This is a genomic window from Chryseobacterium arthrosphaerae (genome assembly GCF_001684965.1).
GTDB lineage: Bacteria > Bacteroidota > Bacteroidia > Flavobacteriales > Weeksellaceae > Chryseobacterium > Chryseobacterium arthrosphaerae.
Window position 1 is genome coordinate 769,545 of record NZ_MAYG01000001.1, and the last position, 16,818, is coordinate 786,362.

Consider the following 16,818-nt stretch of genomic DNA (forward strand, 5'->3'; position numbering starts at 1 on the left):
ATACCAGTGATCAGGATAAATTTTTATCTGTTTCTTCCAAAAACTCCTGTGCTTTAGGAGAAAGTCTGCATTTTTGTTTCAGTATTCTGAGTACTTCTGCCAGTTTTTGTCTGTTATTGAGGTTTCCGGCAAAAGATTTCCTGCTGTCCTTAAATTCCAGGATGATATTGGTTGTTGCAGGCGCCAACAGAATATGTACCTGCTCAATATCACTGTATGGCCTTTTTCTTGAGAACAGGACTTTATATTCTGCATAACTTTCATGCAGCAAAAGGCGGGGTGAGATACTGTTGTTGGACAGGGAAAGCGGATAAAGCCCTTTAATCAGGGTAAATGAAGCTATAAGAGGAACATTGACGGTTTTGCCGGCGTCCTGGCTCAGCGGTTCATTCTGTTTGTTCCGAATTTTACGGATCATCCGTACAGTCATGAATATTCCGATACCTAAAGTAACGAAAAACATTAGAAAAATGATTAAAGGCAAATATTCAGGCGATATCATTTGATACTTTAACAGATAATATTCTGCAATTTAACAAAAACAAAATAATCTGTCCGAGAATTAATATTGGGTCAATATTTCCATCAGCATCAGAATAGAGATCAGCTTTTTTGATGACTGATAATCCGGAGCCAGCTGTTCCCGGATCTCTCCAAGAGCCTTACTCAGTTTATTGCTTACGGTTTTATTACTGATTCCCAAAGCTTCTGCCGTTTCATTGACCGACATATTCTGCCGGATTCTCATGTCATATACCTGCTGCTCTGTAGAAGGAAGACGTGAAACCACTTCATCAATCATGGATAATAAAACGGAGATTTCATTCTCTTCCAGGATTTCAAAATATTCAGTATCGGAGATGTCTGTTTCTGCAGGCATGTCAAACTCGTCAATACTCAGTGTTGGCGGAGCTTTTTTATAGCTGTTATAATAATCCAGAATCCGATAATGAAGATGGCGTAGCAGATAGCCTTTGGCACTTTCCGATTCATCCGTTTGTATGGCATCTGTATTTTCAAGGATCTTCACCCATAAGTTCTGAAGCAGTTCTTCAGAAACTTCCTTGTCCTTTGTGCGTATAAAAACAAAGCGGTACAGACTATCCCAGTAACGGTCGTACAGAAGCATAAATGCAGGGCGGTCGCCTGATTTTATTTTCTTTAATAAAGTAGAGTCTGTTAGGTTCATATTGCTGCAACAAAATTACCTAAAGGAAAATTAACTTTTTGTGAACTTTAATTATGGTAAGGTTAAATATTTCTGAAAAACCGGGCGTGAATATGAAGTTAATGTTGAGTAAATGTAAAATAGGTTGAAAATAATAATGAATCCGGCTTTAATATGAATAGAATGTTAAGAATAGCCTGGGGAAGTTTTTCATTTTCACTGTCTTATACATAGAAGCATCTGTGAATACGATGAAATATTTTATGAAACGTTTTACCTATAAAAATATAGAAGCCTTTGTTTTCAGACTTTGGACACGGGAAGTTTCAGGGGAAAAGATCTCTGAAAAAGAAAATGAAATTTTAAACCAGTGGAAGCTCCGGGCAGAAAAAGACCTGGATCCTGTTCATATGTCGGAAGCCAGAGAAAGAATATTGGCCGGACTGAATCATTATTTTGTATCTGGTGAAAAAATAATTCCTGTCAGCAGGTTTCAGAAGAATGCCTATAAAATTGCAGCAGTTATCATTCTGCTGATCTCGTTAGGTGGGTTCTTTGCCTATCATACCTACATCAGGGCGGATGTTTACCTTGCCGGATCCGGGAACAGGATCATTCAGCTTGAAGACGGATCGGTAGTTACCTTATTGCCAGGTTCAGAACTTACGGTTGAAAAATCATTTCCTGCTGATACCAGAAGGGTGAACCTGAAAGGTGATGCATTATTTTCCGTAGCAAAATCAAAGAACCATCCTTTTATTGTTCAGGCTGATGGGTTCAGTACCAAAGTGTTGGGAACGATATTTAAAATTTCCCAATCCGGGAAGAAAAAGGCTGTAGATCTTTATGAAGGTAAAGTGGCGGTGTCTGCAGCCGGAGGACCTGTAGCTTTCCTTACACCGAATCAGAAATGGACCAATTTCGGAGTCGCTCATACCAATGCGGTGATTTCATTTGAACTTAACAGGGTTTCCGGAAAACCAACTCCTGAACTATTGTCTTTAAGCTTCAATGATGTTCCTTTAAAAGAAGTGATCGCCGTTCTCGAAGGCAATTACAGCACAAAAATCCATTATCCTAAGGAAGCTGGAGATAAGAAGATCACAGCAGACTTTACCGGAGGAACAGTGGGAGAGAATATAGAATCCCTGGCCTTTATACTCGGATTTGAAGTTCAGAAACAAGATAATGTCTACATCCTGAAGAAATAAATCATAAAAATAATAATCAGATAATTCTTAAATCTAAAAGAGAACACTTACGTATGAAAAGTTTGAAATGTGGTTTTACCATAGCAGCCTTATTTTTTACTGTTGCAGCAGAAGCACAGGAACTGGTTCAGAAAGTTTCGTTTTCCGTTCCTTCCAGCAGGTCTTTAATTGAAGTTCTGGAGGAGTTTGCAGGAAAAACAGGAATGAGGCTGGCCTATTCAAAGGTAGATATCAAAGAGCTGAAGGTAAAAGGGATAAAATGTGAAAATTCCACAATCAATAGCTGCCTGAAAGACATTACCAGCGGGCTTCCCGTAGTATTCCGCTTACATGGGGACCTTATTTCAATAAAATATGAGAACTCTGCGGTTTCTGTACCGGGCAACGGACGTATATCAGGAAAAATAGTAGATGAAGTGGGAAATCCTGTTGCCGGAGCTGAGGTAAATATCGCAGGAAGAACTGCCGCAACAGATAATAACGGTGATTTCTCTATAGATCTTCCTTCGGGAATGTATAATCTGACGATAAAAGCTTCTCAATACAATACACTGAGGGTAGAAAAATTAGTAGTTAATCATAAAGAAACCAACACGGTTTCATTTGCCCTGAACCGAGCTTCAGATAAAGTTACAGATATTAAAGAAGTGGTAGTTACCGCTACCCGCAAAGCAGATACCCAGGCCGGATTGCTGACGCAACAGAAAAAAGCGGCTCAGATGAGCGACGGAATCTCAGCCGAACAGATTGCCAAAACCCCTGATAATGATGTAGGAGGAACTTTGAAAAGAGTAACGGGAATTACGACCATCGATAATAAATATGTGGTGGTAAGGTCTATGGGAGAACGCTGGAATACGGCGGCGATGGACGGAATAAACCTTCCCAGCACTGAAACCTATAATCAGAATTTCTCTTTTGATATCATTCCTACGGCAATGGTAGAAAGTGTTGTGGTGAGCAAATCGGCAACTCCCGATATGAATGCCAACTTTGCAGGAGGCTATGTGGAAGTACGGACCAAAGATATTCCCAATGAAAATTTTACAACGGTAAGCATGGGAACTTCCTATAATGACCAGGCGGCTTTCAAAGAGTTTCTGACCCGGCAGCGGGGAAAATATGATTATTTCGGGTATGATGACGGAACCCGGGATTTCCCGAAAGGTCTTGAAGCTGTTGGATTGACCGGTCCCAGGTTTTTCGAGCAGTCCAGACAGTTTACCAATGACAATTTCACCACTTATAAAACAAGAGGCGATATGGGTTCTAACCTGCAGCTCGCATTGGGAAGAACTTATGCCCTTAAAAATAATAACAAATGGGGATTTGCAGGAGCATTTGTCATCAGGAATGAGCAGAATAAACTGGACATAGATCATACAGGAAGGGGAAACTGGCTGGATACGACCGGGGTGCCGGATGCCAACGGAAAAATTCCTTTTTATAACTTTAAAAACAAAGGGGCATCCTACAATTATAATTCTACAGTCGCAGGAATGCTAAACTTCGGTCTGCAGCTGAATAAAACCAGAATATCATTCCGTAATTCGTATACCCATATCTATGATAATACACTGACGAGAATTACAGGTTGGGATGAATACACCGGAGGAAGCGGCTTGCCTTCCAATGCAGAAGCCTCCTATAATTACTTTTATCACGGGATTATTCCCAATAATGATCCGTCACAGATTCCTTCTCTAGACAAACCTTTTACCGGAAATACAGATTATCCTGTGTATCAGACATTCCTGCAGAATAAGCTGGAAGGGAGTCATAAGTTCAGCAATATGGAAGTCAGCTGGTTTGCCGCCAGAACGGGCGTTTCCTCAGATACCAAAGATTATACTTTGCACAAGAACCTGTACAGTTTTGTGGGGCGTGAAATTTTAAGCTATTATGAGGTTAACAATTCATCAAGTGATTTTGCCAGAGGATACATCGCCAGCAAAGAAACGGATTATAATTACGGTGCCTCTTTCAAATGGAGTTTTGACAGACAAAACTTTAAAAATGATATTAAAATAGGATATGCCGGAGCATCCAAGACCAATACCAATCAGCAGCAGAAATTTTTACTGAGAGTTGATGAAAACAGAGCCGTTCCGAATCCGAAAATTCTCCATATGTACGGTGCCCTTGCCGATTGGTTTGATGGTTCTCATTATGTACCCGGAGGAATTGGCTGGGAGACCAGACCCTTATTTGTAGATGGTAAATATGAAGGGGAAGTGGAGCAGCATGCAATGTATGTAATGTTTGACAACCGGTGGAAAAATAAATTCAGGCTGGTCTGGGGATTACGGGCTGAATATTTCCAGTACGACCTGATTTCCCAGCAAATGGATTCCAAAGACTCCCGGAATTTTACCCGCTTTGGGCTTGATGATAAACCGTGGCAATGGATGCCGTCAGCCAATTTTACCTATAGCCCCACCAATAAGATCAATCTGAGACTGGCTTACAACAAAACGGTGATTCGTCCTCAGTTTAATGAAAGAACAGGATTGCCTTATTTTGATCCTGTTGCCAATGGGCAGATTTTCAATACGGAGATGGTATCGTCGGTGGTCAACAACTATGATTTTAAATTTGAATGGTTCCCCGGGCTTGGGGAGATATTTTCAGCAGGATTGTATTATAAAAATATAGATAATCCTATTGAACGGGAAGGATTCATTTCCAGTGAAGGAAACCTTTATCTCTACAACGGAAATTCAAAAAACGCCAAACTGAAAGGATTTGAGGCGGAAGTGAGAAAAAACTTAGGCTTTATTGCTCCGGATACTTTTCTTTCAAAACTTTTCGTCAGCGGAAACTTTACCTACAATGACACCAAAGTCATTGCTTTTAAAGACAAAGAAAAAAACGGAGAAAATGATGCTACCTACGAAGTGGAAAGGCCTCTTTACGGGCAGACTCCTTACGCTTATAATGTTGGATTAATGTATGATGGGCAGAGACTGGGATTAAGCTTTTTGTATAATGCAAAGGGCGACCAATACATCACGGTAGGATATGCTTACAACGGAGAAGAGATACAGAGAGCCTATGCGGTGGCAGATGCACAGATCTCCTATAAATTCCTTAGAAACAGAAACCTTGAAGTGAAACTGAACGTAAGAAATCTTTTCAACAGGGTAAAAGAATATTACAACAATTATAATTCCTATGTCAGCAAAAAAGATGCAGGAAGTAATCTGGACACGGTAAGGGAATCAATGGAACTGCTGCCGGGTGCCACCAATAAATACGACAGGGATATTGATAAAATTCTGTTCCGGGCGTACAGCGGAAGAATATTCGGGTTGAGTGTAAACTATACATTTTGATGCTTCTTTAAACTAATACATAAACCAATAAACTCATTAAGAATGAAAAAATTAATCCTCACTGCAATAACCGGGCTATCTCTTACAGCCTGCCAGAGTGACCAGCTGTCAGGTTCTTCAGAATCTTTTGATTTAAAACCTGTTTCTGCAGAGTATATTACGGTTTCATCTTTACCGGTAACACCTGTAAGTGGAGATATTACCTCCAATACAACATGGAGCGGGGTGATTGAAATGGACGGAATCATTACAGTGAAAAACGGAGCAACATTAACGATTCTTCCGGGAACTTACATTAAGGCTAAACCTAATACAACCGGAGCCGCCACAGGTATTCTGATTATTTCTAAAACCGGAAAGATCAATGCGGCCGGTACGGAAAATCAGCCTATTGTATTTACAAGCTATAAGCTGCTGGACGGAACTGAAGATACTTATCCTGCACCCGGTGATTTTGGCGGGGTAATCCTGTTGGGTGATGCGCCTACCAATGTTCCTTCCACAACATCCATCGAGGGACTAAGTCTGAATAGTGACCGTTACTTCGGCGGCTCCAATCCTTCTCACAATGCAGGAGTAATGAAGTATGTGCGCATTGAGTTTGCGGGCTATGACTATTTGGGCGGGAATTCCGGCAACGAAGTGAATGCATTGTCATTAGGCGGAGTTGGGAACGGAACGACTTTAGATCATATCCAGGTTTCTTACAGCAAAGATGATTCTTTTGAATTTTTCGGAGGAACAGTGAATGCATCCAATCTCATCTCCTTAGCAGCCGAAGACGATAATTTTGATTTTGATAACGGATATACAGGTACAATTACCTGCGCTGTTTCTTTGGCAGATTACAACGCATATCACTCACTAAGCGGGATCGTGCCGGATTCTAACGGGATTGAGCTGGATAATAATTCTACAGGTACGGCTACCAGCTTGATAACACATCCTGTGATCAATAATCTGACGATAATAGGAGTGAAATACAGCAATTGGGGCAATAAATACGAAAACGGAATTCATATCCGTAGAAATGGCAGACTTACATTAAATAACGCCGTAGTGACAGGTTATCCTACAGGGATCAGGGTAGAAGGAACCGGTTCTCAGCTTTCTTCAGCATCTGATTTCAGTACCATTCAGGTCCATGGATTTTCAACAAGTGTTACAGGACCCGGTACGGCCGGTATTCCTGCAGCTAACCTGCTTACAGGCTCTGTAGCTGCATTTTTTGGTATGAAACAGCCTTTCTATAATGAAGGATCATGGAATATATCACCCAGAAACTGCGGAAACTTCCAGGGAAACTGGACGAAATATGATTTCTCTATTGTAGAATAAGATGTTTAAAAGTGGAGGTCATACTCTGCTTTTGAAAAAGATAAGATAAAAAGAGCTCTTGATATAGAAGTGTACAGGTTTCGGAATCCTGAACATGAGCCGGATTTATACTGATGATGCGCACAGCAGTACCGGATCAGCAGAAACCGGACGCTATTGTCTTTTCCCGGGCAGTAGCGGAACAGAAGGGAACTCCTGTATATCAGCTCCTCATGAAATACCGGGTGAAACAAAAACCAAATCGCAGAGATATAGAGGCGGATATTTCTGAATATTAAAAACTTCCGGTCATAAAAATAAATAACCGGAATGACCAAAAAATTATAACAATGAAAAGATTAACTTTAATTGCAGTTGCTGCATTATCCCTTACTGCTTGTCAGAACGATCATTTGGCAGATTCTTCGACTCCTTTCGAAATGAAGCCTACTTCAGCTGAATACCTTACAGCTTCTGCACTTCCTGTAACGAAGGTAAGCGGTCCTATTACTTCCGATACAACATGGAGCGGGGTAATAGAAATTGATGGTACGGTAGCCGTGAAAAACGGAGCAACTCTTACGATTCAGCCCGGAACTTTTATCAAGGCAAAACCTAATGCTATAGGAGAAGGTTCAGGAATCCTTGTTATTACCAAAACAGGTAAGATCAATGCTACAGGAACTGAATCTCAGCCAATTGTTTTTACAAGTTATAGGTTATTGGATGGTGATGATCTTACTACAGCTACTCCTGGAGATTTCGGAGGAGTGATCCTGTTGGGTGATGCACCTACCAATGTACCTGCTACCACTACAATCGAAGGATTAAGCGGTAGTGATTATTATTTCGGAGGAACCAATCCTTCTCACAATGCAGGAACAATGAAATATGTACGTATTGAGTTTGCAGGATACGACTTCGTAGGAGCGAACTCAGGAAACGAAGTGAATGCATTATCATTAGGAGGTGTGGGTAACGGTACTACTTTAGATCATATCCAGGTATCTTACGGTCAGGATGATTCTTTTGAATTCTTCGGAGGAACCGTAAATGCTTCCAACCTGATCTCTTTCGCCGCTGAAGATGATAACTTCGACTTTGATAACGGATATACAGGAACCATTACATGTGCTTTATCTTTAGCAGACTACAGATCAGCTCATACCGTGAGCGGAGGGGATCCTGATTCTAACGGTATCGAACTTGATAACAACGCCGGTGGTACTTCTACATCATTGATTACCAATCCTGTGATCAACAACCTTACCATCATCGGAGCTAAAAACGGATTGGCAGGACAGGGTCTTGCTTATGAAAATGGTATCCACATCAGAAGACACGGAAAATTGACATTGAACAATGCCGTAGTTACAGGATATCCTGTAGGGATTAAAGTGGAAGGAACAGGTTCTGAACTTTCTTCAGCTTCTACACTTAACTCAATTTTTGTACACGGATTCGGAACTTCTGTAACGGGAGCCGGAACTGCCGGAATTCCTGCAGCCAACCTGTTGACAGGTACTCTTGCTTCAGTATGGGGGATGAGCCAGCCGTTCTTCAACGAAGGACCATGGAATGTTTCTCCTAGAAACTGTGGAAACTTCCAGGGAATCTGGACAAAATATGACTTCTCAGTTCAGGAATAAAACCTAAAAAACAGGGAAAGCATTGTGTCTTTCCCTGCTTTTATTCTTCAAAACATCTTAATAATAAGTATTATGAAAAAATTATTTTTATTATCTATTGTATTGGTTTCACAGGCCGCATTTGCACAGGAACTGGTATGGAGCAATTCTTTTGAAACGGCTGATGATCTTCAGGGCTGGACGCTCCATGATCTGAACAACAACGGAAACGGATGGATTCAGGGAAAAAATATCTATCATAACGGAACTGCAATGGCGTACGGAACGTCAGGAACAATCCGACATTCTATCAATCTGGTACCTTCAGGAACTGCCGCTAATTTTGCTACAGAAAACGACTGGATCACCTCTCCGGAGATTGACCTTTCTTCAGCTTCAGGAACTGTTACTTTAGCAGCTTATGTAGGAAGACAGAGAGCAAGTCAGACAGCTGTTGCCAGAGACCTTTATATCTACGTAAGCACTCCTCAGAAACCTGTTCCTTCCTTGGCAGATTTCCAGGCACTTGCAGTAGATGCGAACGGGAATGACCTTCCTAATCCCTATAAAATCAAAGGTGGATATACTGAAAATCCTTTTCCTGCAGATCTTACCCAGTTTGTGGAAAGTCTTGTAGATCTGTCTGCTTTTGCAGGAAAGAAAATCTACATCGGGATCTGGTCCAACAGAAAATCAGCCGGAAGCAATATTCAGAATATCAATATTGATGAAATGGCTATTTATGCTTCATCAGTTACCTTAAGCACAAAGGATGTAAAAAAGAACGAAATTGTTACTAAAATAGCAGAAAACCCTGCGAAAGATTTCCTGCGCCTGAAACTGAATCCGGCATTGAAAGAAAACAAGACCACGATAGTTATTTATAACAGGGCAGGGCAGAAAGTTATTACTGTTCCCTATTCCGGAGCAATCCATATTGCAGGTTTACCTGAAGGGGTATACACAGCGGAAGTTACGGATGGAAAAACTACAGAACACCTGAATTTTATTAAAAGATAAATAGTCTTCCCTTCAAAACTGATTTTTAGAAATACATGAAATTTTATATACAATAATGGGTAGCTGTTGAGTAAAGCTATCCAGAACATATCCAACTAGTTTTTTTATAATTATATATTGCCCTGCACAATGGGCGGGGCAATATTTTTTAAGTTAAAATAAAATAAAAGATGAATAAGATCTTTGTACTTCTGTTATTGACCCTGCTATTTTCCTGCACAGATAATACCGTGATGGAAAGATATGATGCTGTTCAGAAACCGGGTGAAGTAACCATTAAAGGATATTCCAGGCCTGAAGTGCTTCAGCTGAGGTTCAACGGGGAGCCTGTGGCTATAGGCGGGAAGACTTCCTATACCGATAAAATAGAAACCAGACTCCAGTTTGTCCTTGACCAGGGAGAAACCAACAGGCTGGCCCTTTATAATAATGAAACAGGCTCGGAAATAGCAAGATACAATATCAGTTATGATAATGTAGAGGATTATAAAAATATATATTTCTTTAACCTGCCCGGTATTTTTCTACAGGCAGATGCTGTAAAACCACAGGTGAATCTGGGAAAAGTAGGCTTTGAGTTTATTTTTCCGAACCTGGGAGAATATTCCGGATCTGCCCTTAAAAATGTAAAAGGGGTTTTAAAAAGAGAAAACGGGGTAGTGCTGGCAGAATTTGACAACATCGGAAAAGACAGCTTTACGTCTGTTAAAATTTATAGTAATTTCAGCATTACAGCTCCTGTATACCTTGAATTATATAAACCGGGAACTACAGAACCCTACACAGGATCCCAGCCCATTAGAGTTAAACTAAAACAGCGTATAGGTGCCAATATGATCGTACTTCAGGAAAAAACAGAAAATGGAGTATGGGTTGTAAAAGGTGACATTGATATTGCAGAATATCTATAATAACTGATGAGGAATTTTTTTAAACTTCAATGCATAGCTTTTGTTTTTATCCTTATTTCCTGTACAAATAATGATGAAAATGCTCCTGTTTTTCCTGAAGGAAGTACGGAATCTGTCAATCTCTGGGTACAGGATAGCATGAGAAGATATTATTATTGGGCAGATCAGATGCCTGCCCAACCGGATTATCATTTACCTGTAAAAGACTTTTTTCAGAGCCTTCTGTCTCCTCAGGACCGGTTTTCTTTTATTGTGAATACAGAAGATTCTTCCACCTATCCACGTTCTGTACGCAATATGTACGGTTTTGATTATACCGTGATCCAGTTGGGAAATGGGAAAGTGGTTACCGTGGTGAAGCTGGTTCTCCAGAATTCTCCTGCTTTCAATGCCGGACTGGAACGGGGAACAGTCATTACCAAAATCAACGGAAAAGCCGTAACCGCAGCCAATGCAGAAACCATTGCAGCATCTATGAAAGATTTTACTGTTCTGGACCTTACCGTAGGAAGCTGGAAAAACGGGACGGTGACTGATGAAAAGGACATTAAAGTATACTACGGTCTTTCTTTCCCGCAGTCTACCTTATCTAAAATATTTGAAAAAAACGGTAAAAAGGCAGGTTACCTTTATATCTACGATTTCCCGGAAGGAATGATGCCGGTTCTCAGTCAGAAATTTGCCGAGTTTAAAGCTGCCGGCGTGCAGGAACTTATCCTGGACCTGAGGTACAACTACGGAGGATCGGTATCCGCCGCTGCTGCTCTTTGTGCACTGATCCCTTCAGGAATATCATCCGATTCTCCATTCATTATTTTTAAGGGAAACAAAAACGGTGGTGAAGTGAAAAGGACTTTCTCTCAACAGATTGCCTATGAGCCCAAAGCAATTGGTTTCAATACATTACGGGCGAATGCATTAGGGTTGGGCAAAGTCTATATTCTTACGTCAAACAGTACCGCTTCTGCAGCTGAAATAGTCATCAATAATCTGAAACCTTATATGCAGGTTATCCAGATCGGGGATGTAACGCTGGGAAAAGATATGGCCGGATTTGTTGTAGAAGACCGCCGTAAGCCGAGAAAAATCCCATGGCAGATTCATCCCGTCATTTATAAAGTGTATAACGCCAATGGAGCCGGAGAATACAGCAGTGGAATTACACCACAGATTTCTGTAAATGAATATGGTGAGCTTCCCTTATTGCCCTTAGGTGACCCCAATGAAACCTTGATTTCCTCCGTCCTGAACGGCAATTACTTTAAAACAGCCAGTGGAGCAACCGTTTCAGGAAAAACCAGAATCCTGTTCCAGAGTGATGTACCTCCCATGGTTTTTGGAAAAGGAAGATAAGAGGAAAAGCCGGGAAGTGGAAAGACAAATCTTTATTTAAAAATAATCACAAAAAATAATAGTATGCAGGGAATAGAGCCAAAACTTCACACGAGCCTGACCAGCCGTATCGAATATTACCGCCTGCTGATAGAAGCGGTAAATGATCCTGAAGCCGGATCATCCGATGTAGCCACCCAGATTTCAGAATTGGGCCATCTGTATGAAGAGTATCTGCTTAATAAAAAGAATCTTGAACAGAGCATTAAGAACTACAGGGCATATCATAATGATTTAAGAAAGAAACTGACTTTAAGACTCCGGGAACTCAGAAGAAAAGAAAGACAGAAATAGCGTATTGCCTGCCATCAGGTTAAACGAGTAAAAATGATGCGGATATTTTATTCTCTTGGAGATTTCACAGATTGTATGGATGTCTGTGGATAAGAAAACAGAGATTTTCAAAGCTCTTTTGTAATTAAACCATATTTTTAAACCATTAAGGAGAATGATGTTTTTAAGCTAAGTTAAGGTAAAAATCAAAGATTTTTACGGTGCAGCTCTTAAATAAAGCGAAGCTCTTCTTAATATTCTTATCTTCTTAATTTGCTCTTAATGGTTCAAATAAAAAATATAAAATTTATTTGCAGATCAACACAGAATCTTTTGTGGTATTATTTTATTCTCTCACAGATTATGCAGATGTTTGAGATTTTCAAAGCTCTTTTGTAATTAAACCATATTTTAAAACCATTAAGGAGAATGAAGTTTTTAAGCTAAGTTAAGGTAAAAATCAAAGATTTTTACGGTGCAGCACTTAAAGCGAAGCTCTTCTTAATATTCTTATCTTCTTAATTATCTCTTAATGGTTCAAATAAAAAATATAAAATTTCATTTGCAAATCAAAGCAGGGTCTTTTTGGTGTTATTTTTTATTTCTCGCAGATGACGCAGATTACGCAGATGTTTGTACATAAAAAACTAAGATTTTCAAAAATCAATTAATTGAATTAATTCTTCTAAGAAAATTTTAGTGCGTTTTGATATAGCCAGCCATTGTTACATCTCTTCTTTTATTTTTAAATTCATACATTTATGACTTCAAGTTGAGAGGAGGTATTTATGAATTACTATGCATCAGATTTATCGGGATATCTGCACCTGTTTTGGCAGTTTTCCTGGCCGCAGTGGCTGGTGTTCAGTCTTATCATCAATGTTTTTCTGTATCTGTTTTCCATAGGACTTTATCTTTTTATAGACAGGACCTGCCGCAAAAGGGCTTTGCAGGAAAAGGATCATCCTGTCACAAAATCTGACTTGTATCTGAGCTTTCTTACCATCATTTGTAATAGTCTCGTCATGCTGATCGGTGTTTTTTTATGGAAAAACGGCTGGATTCAGCTGGGATCAGGACAGTCGGCAATGACGGTTATCCTGGAAGTGGCTGTACTGCTTCTGTTGATGGATCTTCTGATGTATTTCTTTCATTATGCAGCTCATTTACCTTTTGTTTACAAGCTGTTGCATGGAAAACACCATGAGCATGTAAGCACCAATTATCTGAGCCTTTTTGTACTTCATCCGTTAGAAACGATCGGTTTCGGATTGATGATGCTGGTATTGCTGATGAGCTATGATTTTTCTGTAATTTCAATTTCCGTTTATCTGCTGATCAATCTGATATGGGGAACTGTTGGCCATCTGAACAGAGAATTTTTTCCAGCCTCCTTCGACAGGTTTTTCGTGGGAACAACAAGATTTCATAATCTGCACCATCAGGATGAAACCAAAAACTTTGGATTTTATACATCTCTCTGGGACAGGCTGTTTGGAACTTATAAATAAGAATTATTTCACACTCTCTTCATCTGATCGATTGCAAATCGATGTATTCTTAGCTCCCTTACAATTCAGCATAAACAAAAATGAACTTTGCGTTAAAAAAATTATGGAGTAATTATTTCTCGCAGATTTTGCGGATTTCGCAGATGATTGGGATTGCTTATTATTTAAATATTTAATAAAAAAGCATGCTATGTACCTATGTGGTTAAGACTCTCACTTCGAATCATACCATGCATCTGCGCAGTCAAGATCTTCCGGATCCAATATTAAAACCTGAGATGATCTAAAACCTTACCCAGCAGGTAATTAAATTGATCCAGTTCTTTCGGGGACAGTATTGCAGAGGTCTGCCGGGTGATATTTTTCCGGAAAGTTTCTGAGTTCTCGATGATAAATCTCCCTTTTTCCGTGACAGAAAGATTAAATTTCCGGCGATCCGTTTCGTCTTGTTTCTGAATAATAAGATCATGCGTGATCAAAAACTTCAGCTGTTTTGAAATGGCTGCCTGGCTTATATTAAAAGCTGCTGAGATTTCTTTTCCCGTTGCTCCCTTTTTGCGGAGAATAAACTCAATAATATTATAATGAGCTGCCGTCACTCCATTAATGTTCCCTCTGTTCATATGAGCCAGAATAAGGCACTGAAAATCAGTAAATGTGTTAAAAAATTCTTTTTCAATCGGTTTCATGATAAATATACTTAACTTAGTTAATTATTAACAAAGATAATCATTGTATCATGGAAAATATAAAAATTACGAATGCAAGGCAGAATAATCTTAAAAATATTTCCATACATATTCCAAAAAATAAGATGGTTGTTTTTACGGGCGTATCAGGTTCAGGAAAATCATCGCTGGTATTTGAAACCATTGGTGCAGAAGCCCAGCGGCAGATCAATGAAACGCAGAACAGCTTTGTAAGAAACAGGCTGCAGCATTATGGCGTACCGGATGTAGATAAAATTGAAAACCTCAATGTTCCTATTATCATCAATCAGAAAAGGTTAGGAGGGAATGCAAGGTCAACGGTAGGAACGGCTGCTGATGTTTATGCTTCTCTGAGACTTCTGTTTTCAAGAATGGGAAGACCGTTTGTGGGATATTCCAATGTTTTTTCTTTCAACAACCCTCAGGGGATGTGCCCGGAATGTGAAGGATTGGGATTTATTCAGACCGTTAATATTACAACCCTGATTGATAAGAATAAATCTTTAAACGAGGGAGCGGTACAATTTCCAACCTTTCAGCCGGGAGGATGGCGATTAACCAGATATACTCTGTCCGGTTATTTTGATAATGATAAAAAGCTTAAAGACTTTACCGGTAAAGAATGGGAAATTCTGCTGTATGCGGAAGAACATAAACCTAAACATCCTCATAAAGATTGGGGAAAAACTGTAAAATATGAAGGAATTATTCCAAGAATAGAAAAAGCATTCCTTAAAAAAGATTCGAAGGAAAATATATCAAGAAAAGAGGCCCTCAAAAATGTTGTCATTACGAAAACCTGTCCATCCTGCCACGGGAAACGCCTTAATGAAAAGGTATTGTCCTGTACAATCCAGGGAAAAAGTATTGCCGACTGTACGGCACTCTCTATTGATGAATTGTCCGGATTTATCAATTCTTTAGAATCAAAAACCTATGAAGTGATCATTAAAGAACTTTCCGGGAAATTACAGAATATCATCAATATCGGATTGCAGTATCTGACACTGGACAGAAGTACCAATACGCTTTCCGGCGGTGAATCCCAACGGATAAAAATGGTCCGGAATCTGGGAAACAGCCTGGTAGACCTGCTGTATATTTTTGATGAGCCGAGTATTGGACTTCACCCGAAAGACTTACAAAACATTATCAGCATCATTGAGCAGATCAGGGACAAAGGAAATTCTGTACTGATTGTGGAACATGACCCTGATATTATCAAAACGGCAGACTGGGTGATCGATATAGGTCCCGGCTCCGGAAAAAACGGCGGTGAAGTAATATTTGAAGGGACATTCCGTGAGCTGATGAGGTCCAAAGGAAAAACAGGATCGTATTTTGCACAGAAGCCTGTCATCAATAAGCAACCAAGGCCGCACTCAGGTTATCTGGAAATCAGAAATGCAGATCTTCATAATTTAAAAAATATAAATGTCAATATTCCAACCGGGGTGATGACGGTGGTAACCGGTGTGGCCGGTTCAGGGAAAAGTTCTTTGATCAATAGGGTTTTACCAATGTTTTATCCGGATATTACGGTGATAGACCAGTCTATGTTTGCTGCCAGTGCCCGTTCCAATCTGCTCACGTATTTAAATATATCCGATACTGTGCGTCAGCTTTTTGCCCATTCTAATCATGTTTCGGAGAAACTTTTCAGCAGAAACAGTGAAGGGGCCTGTAAAAATTGTAAAGGATTGGGTGTTGAAAGAATAGATCTTGCCTTTATGGATGATATTGAGCAGCCTTGTGAAGAATGTGGCGGCTCCGGTTTTGACCCCAAAGTATTAAAGTACAGGTATCACCAAAAAACCATCGTAGAGGTAATGAATATGACTGTCTCAGAAGCTATCTCTTTTTTTACGGATCAATCGGTCATCAGACATTTTGAGGTACTGATTAGGTTAGGGCTGGATTATCTTATTTTGGGACAGCGTTTAGACAGTTTTTCCGGAGGAGAAAGACAACGGTTGAAATTAACCAGAGAACTCAGACACAGCCATCAGACAATCATTCTGGATGAACCGAGCACAGGGCTGCATCCCAGCGATACCCGGAAGCTTTTATCTTTTTTCAGTGAACTTACAGATCAGCATAATACCCTGATCGTTATAGAACATAATCTGGACATTATTGCCCAGGCAGACTGGATCATTGATATAGGACCGGGAGCAGGAAAATTGGGCGGGGAAATTATGTTTGAAGGAACTCCGGAAGAGCTGCTGAAGGATAAAATCTCCTATACTGGTCAGTTTTTAAGAAAGCATCTGAAATAATAATAAACCATTAAGATTTTTGAAGACAAAAGGAAGTCAGACAGCAGGCGTTTTCTTAAAGCG

General features: G+C 39.9%; 14 protein-coding genes. 11 read left to right on the plus strand and 3 right to left on the minus strand.

Annotation, left to right across the window (positions count from 1 at the left end; all coding sequences use genetic code 11):
* Positions 1–10: 10 nt before the first annotated feature.
* Positions 11–463, minus strand: coding sequence for a hypothetical protein (locus BBI00_RS03410; RefSeq protein ID WP_065397451.1), 453 nt, complete (start codon positions 461–463; stop codon positions 11–13).
* A 99-nt stretch (positions 464–562) separates the two neighbouring features.
* Complete coding sequence (locus BBI00_RS03415; RefSeq protein ID WP_065397452.1) at positions 563–1,189, minus strand: RNA polymerase sigma factor; 627 nt, start codon at positions 1,187–1,189, stop codon at positions 563–565.
* Between the two features lie 242 nt (positions 1,190–1,431).
* On the opposite strand from BBI00_RS03415, the gene BBI00_RS03420 reads away from it, so the two are divergent.
* From BBI00_RS03420 to BBI00_RS03460, 10 genes are all read left to right on the plus strand, one after another.
* A complete protein-coding gene (locus BBI00_RS03420) occupies positions 1,432–2,379 on the plus strand; it encodes a FecR family protein (protein WP_228394705.1) in 948 nt (315 codons plus the stop codon).
* Positions 2,380–2,432: 53 nt separating this feature from the next.
* Positions 2,433–5,714 (plus strand): TonB-dependent receptor, encoded by a 3,282-nt coding sequence (locus tag BBI00_RS03425; protein WP_065397454.1) that lies wholly within the window; start codon positions 2,433–2,435, stop codon positions 5,712–5,714.
* A 42-nt stretch (positions 5,715–5,756) separates the two neighbouring features.
* Positions 5,757–7,052, plus strand: coding sequence for a hypothetical protein (locus tag BBI00_RS03430; protein ID WP_065397455.1), 1,296 nt, complete (start codon positions 5,757–5,759; stop codon positions 7,050–7,052).
* Between the two features lie 113 nt (positions 7,053–7,165).
* The gene (locus tag BBI00_RS23230) at positions 7,166–7,330 is read left to right on the plus strand and encodes a hypothetical protein (protein ID WP_165602491.1); all 165 of its coding nucleotides are present in this window, start codon (positions 7,166–7,168) and stop codon (positions 7,328–7,330) included.
* A gap of 51 nt (positions 7,331–7,381) precedes the next feature.
* Positions 7,382–8,680: a hypothetical protein gene (locus tag BBI00_RS03435; RefSeq protein WP_065397456.1), complete on the plus strand. Its 1,299-nt coding sequence runs from the start codon at positions 7,382–7,384 to the stop codon at positions 8,678–8,680.
* Between the two features lie 72 nt (positions 8,681–8,752).
* On the plus strand, positions 8,753–9,679 hold the full coding sequence (locus BBI00_RS03440) for a T9SS-dependent choice-of-anchor J family protein (RefSeq protein ID WP_065397457.1): 927 nt from the start codon (positions 8,753–8,755) through the stop codon (positions 9,677–9,679).
* A gap of 170 nt (positions 9,680–9,849) precedes the next feature.
* Complete coding sequence (locus BBI00_RS03445; protein ID WP_228394706.1) at positions 9,850–10,590, plus strand: hypothetical protein; 741 nt, start codon at positions 9,850–9,852, stop codon at positions 10,588–10,590.
* 6 nt (positions 10,591–10,596) lie between these two features.
* Positions 10,597–11,943 (plus strand): S41 family peptidase, encoded by a 1,347-nt coding sequence (locus BBI00_RS03450; RefSeq protein WP_083988411.1) that lies wholly within the window; start codon positions 10,597–10,599, stop codon positions 11,941–11,943.
* A 63-nt stretch (positions 11,944–12,006) separates the two neighbouring features.
* On the plus strand, positions 12,007–12,276 hold the full coding sequence (locus BBI00_RS03455; RefSeq protein ID WP_065397458.1) for a hypothetical protein: 270 nt from the start codon (positions 12,007–12,009) through the stop codon (positions 12,274–12,276).
* Positions 12,277–13,043: 767 nt separating this feature from the next.
* The gene (locus BBI00_RS03460; protein ID WP_083988412.1) at positions 13,044–13,766 is read left to right on the plus strand and encodes a sterol desaturase family protein; all 723 of its coding nucleotides are present in this window, start codon (positions 13,044–13,046) and stop codon (positions 13,764–13,766) included.
* A gap of 266 nt (positions 13,767–14,032) precedes the next feature.
* Here BBI00_RS03460 and BBI00_RS03465 read toward each other — a convergent pair whose 3' ends face one another.
* Positions 14,033–14,455 (minus strand): MarR family winged helix-turn-helix transcriptional regulator, encoded by a 423-nt coding sequence (locus BBI00_RS03465; protein ID WP_065397459.1) that lies wholly within the window; start codon positions 14,453–14,455, stop codon positions 14,033–14,035.
* Between the two features lie 50 nt (positions 14,456–14,505).
* Here BBI00_RS03465 and BBI00_RS03470 point away from each other — a divergent pair, with 50 nt between their 5' ends.
* A complete protein-coding gene (locus tag BBI00_RS03470; protein WP_065397460.1) occupies positions 14,506–16,755 on the plus strand; it encodes an ATP-binding cassette domain-containing protein in 2,250 nt (749 codons plus the stop codon).
* Positions 16,756–16,818: the final 63 nt, after the last annotated feature.

Coding starts and splice junctions, on each gene's coding strand:
- BBI00_RS03410 (WP_065397451.1), bottom strand. CDS start 463: ATGTTTTTCGTTACTTTAGGTATCGGAATATTCATGACTGTACGGATG.
- BBI00_RS03415 (WP_065397452.1), bottom strand. CDS start 1,189: ATGAACCTAACAGACTCTACTTTATTAAAGAAAATAAAATCAGGCGAC.
- BBI00_RS03420 (WP_228394705.1), top strand. CDS start 1,432: ATGAAACGTTTTACCTATAAAAATATAGAAGCCTTTGTTTTCAGACTT.
- BBI00_RS03425 (WP_065397454.1), top strand. CDS start 2,433: ATGAAAAGTTTGAAATGTGGTTTTACCATAGCAGCCTTATTTTTTACT.
- BBI00_RS03430 (WP_065397455.1), top strand. CDS start 5,757: ATGAAAAAATTAATCCTCACTGCAATAACCGGGCTATCTCTTACAGCC.
- BBI00_RS23230 (WP_165602491.1), top strand. CDS start 7,166: ATGATGCGCACAGCAGTACCGGATCAGCAGAAACCGGACGCTATTGTC.
- BBI00_RS03435 (WP_065397456.1), top strand. CDS start 7,382: ATGAAAAGATTAACTTTAATTGCAGTTGCTGCATTATCCCTTACTGCT.
- BBI00_RS03440 (WP_065397457.1), top strand. CDS start 8,753: ATGAAAAAATTATTTTTATTATCTATTGTATTGGTTTCACAGGCCGCA.
- BBI00_RS03445 (WP_228394706.1), top strand. CDS start 9,850: ATGAATAAGATCTTTGTACTTCTGTTATTGACCCTGCTATTTTCCTGC.
- BBI00_RS03450 (WP_083988411.1), top strand. CDS start 10,597: ATGAGGAATTTTTTTAAACTTCAATGCATAGCTTTTGTTTTTATCCTT.
- BBI00_RS03455 (WP_065397458.1), top strand. CDS start 12,007: ATGCAGGGAATAGAGCCAAAACTTCACACGAGCCTGACCAGCCGTATC.
- BBI00_RS03460 (WP_083988412.1), top strand. CDS start 13,044: ATGAATTACTATGCATCAGATTTATCGGGATATCTGCACCTGTTTTGG.
- BBI00_RS03465 (WP_065397459.1), bottom strand. CDS start 14,455: ATGAAACCGATTGAAAAAGAATTTTTTAACACATTTACTGATTTTCAG.
- BBI00_RS03470 (WP_065397460.1), top strand. CDS start 14,506: ATGGAAAATATAAAAATTACGAATGCAAGGCAGAATAATCTTAAAAAT.